The organism is Shewanella sp., from assembly GCF_051658185.1.
Lineage (GTDB): Bacteria > Pseudomonadota > Gammaproteobacteria > Enterobacterales > Shewanellaceae > Shewanella.
Window position 1 is genome coordinate 1 of sequence record NZ_JBOFMC010000230.1, and the last position, 2427, is coordinate 2427.

3 protein-coding genes and 1 pseudogene are annotated in these 2427 nt (G+C 50.6%); all 4 read left to right on the forward strand.

Annotated elements, in window-relative coordinates:
* Positions 1-294, forward strand: a pseudogene (locus tag ACRCZA_RS09120) (tetratricopeptide repeat protein); the annotation flags it as partial.
* A 73-nt stretch (positions 295-367) separates the two neighbouring features.
* Complete coding sequence (locus ACRCZA_RS09125) at positions 368-1075, forward strand: 4Fe-4S dicluster domain-containing protein (protein ID WP_438674133.1); 708 nt, start codon at positions 368-370, stop codon at positions 1073-1075.
* A gap of 2 nt (positions 1076-1077) precedes the next feature.
* Entirely contained in the window at positions 1078-2025 is a 948-nt protein-coding gene (gene nrfD, locus ACRCZA_RS09130; protein ID WP_438674134.1) for an NrfD/PsrC family molybdoenzyme membrane anchor subunit, read from the forward strand.
* Between the two features lie 116 nt (positions 2026-2141).
* Positions 2142-2427 (forward strand): nitrous oxide reductase accessory protein NosL (locus tag ACRCZA_RS09135; RefSeq protein ID WP_438674135.1); only part of this gene is annotated, 286 nt, incomplete at its 3' end.

The following is a 2427-nucleotide window of genomic DNA, read 5'->3' on the forward strand; positions in this document are numbered from 1 at the left end:
CTGGCACAGGTGTTAGGCGCGAAGGCCAACGCGATGTATTACCGCGAGCGGCGGCACATGAGCGCCGACATCGAGGCGGTGATCCACCAAGCCTTAGCCCTGGCGCCCTTTGAGGTGCAAACCCGGATGTTACTGGCGACCGATGCTTATCTGCATGCGCGCTACCCAGAGGCCATTGACCACTGGCAAGCACTCTTGGCCCAGCCAAGCGGCGCGAATCGCGATGCGTTGCATAACGCGATCCAAAAAGCGCAAATGAAATTGAATGAAAATGGAAATACATCAAGTCGCTAGCCATTTTCAGGCAACGTAAGTCAAAAACGATATAAATAAAAACATCGGTAAAAACCGATAGATGGAGGATGTTGTGAGTGAAAATATAGAGAGACGGAGGTTCCTTAAAAGCGCAGGAATGTGCAGTTTGATCTTGACGCCTTTAGCAGGTTGCTCGGTCAAAGACGATGCCGATAGCGCTGCTAAGCCCCATTACGTCATGGTGTTTGACCAAAACAAATGTGTGGGTTGTGGCGATTGTAAAACCGCCTGTAATCAAGCCAACAATTTACCCGCAGGCGTGTCACGGGTGATCCTTGAGCAACAAAGTGGCCGCGTTGAAGGTCAAGCGTGTCCACACTGTGGCAAGATGGATTGTCATTGCGAGCGTAAATTTGTGCGGGTGTCTTGCCAGCAATGTAAGAATGCGCCTTGCGTGACTGTGTGCCCAACGGGCGCAGCCCACCGCGATCCTAAAACCGGGATTGTCACCATGGATGCCAGCAAGTGCGCCGGCTGTAAGTACTGTATCGGCGCTTGCCCATACAATGCGCGTTTGATCAACGACAACACCGATGTGGCCGACAACTGCGACTTCTGTTTGCACTCTAAGCTTGCCAAAGGTGAATTACCGGCCTGTGTACAGAGCTGTAAATACGATGCCCTGATCTTTGGTGATGCCAACGATCCTCAGTCCTATGTCAGTAAGTTATTAGCGGTGAAAGACTCCGTGCGCATCAAGCCGCAGTTTGGTACTGAGCCGAGCTTACGTTACATACCAATCGTGAAACTGGGAGTGTAAAGATGGATACCAGTATGGAATTTACCCTAGGCCTATCCCAAGGTGTGGCTTGGCCATGGCCGATTGCCGTGTATTTATTTTTTGCCGGTATTTCGGGCGGGGCGTTAACGATTGCACTGGCGCTGCGTTTTTATCTCGGTCAGGTGGAGAATACCGCCTTCTTAAAAGCGGCGACCTTGCTGTCTTTTATCACCATTAGTTTAGGGATGTTGTGTCTGGTACTGGACTTAACCAACCCCTTATTCTTCTGGCGAATTTTGGTGTTCTATAACTTAAATTCGGTGATGTCGATTGGGGTGATTGCGCTGTCGGTGTATATCCCGTTAGTGGCAGTGGTCGCCCTGTTAGCCCTTGAAAAAGAGCTGATGGCCATCCCACAATTGCAGTTCTTAGGCCCGATTATTGCCAAGCTCAAGGGCTTTAGACGCCCAATGGAAGCGCTCGCGTTAGTGCTGGCGTTATCTGTGTGTGCTTACACAGGCTTCTTGATTTCGGCGCTGATCCGCTTCCCGCTGATCAACACCTCCGTTTTACCGGCGCTGTTTATCGCGTCGGGTCTGTCTGCGGGTGGCGCTTCAGCCAAAATGCTGGCGGTATGGTTATTTAAAGAGCCCCTGCACAGCGGCGAAATGAAGATCCTCCACGGCGCCGAGTGGCCAATTATGTTCGCCGAAGCCATGTTTATCTTCATGATTGCGACAGCATTATTAACCGGTAACGCCGGTGGGCAATTTGCCTTTGCCGCCTTCCATGAAGGTGTGTGGGCCAGCGTTTTCTGGATTGGGGTAGTGGGCATTGGTTTTGCCGGGCCTTTACTGCTTAACTTTGCGACCGGTAAGCACTTTAGCCATTCAGCCAAGGCATTTTATATGTCAGGTATGTGCGCGGTAGTCGGGATGATGTGTTTACGACTCTTCATCCTGTTAGCGGGCCAAAACTACGCGATTTAGCAATACAATAAGACCATAGGTCTTTGTTGAACCATTTTTTATCAACCCTCGTCAACGGTCTGTCCCTGCAAGGTGCCCTGGCGAGGTGTTGATAATTTTTTAGGGGGAAATGTAAGGTGAAGAAGTATTATGCGTTATTACTGCTAGCGCCCTTGTTGTTGGGCTGCAATCAAACCGAGGCAAATGTTGAGGTGCGCCAAGCCGAGATGATCCACGAGCATGACCGCTGCCATTTATGCGGCATGGTGATCACTAAATACCCCGGCCCCAAAGGGCAAGTTCACCTCAAAGCGGAAAACACCGTGCCCAAGTTCTGCTCTAGCCGCGATATGTTTAACTTTGCCTTGCAGAGTGAAAATAAACGTCAAATTGATTACATGATGGTGCATGATGCCGCCGCGA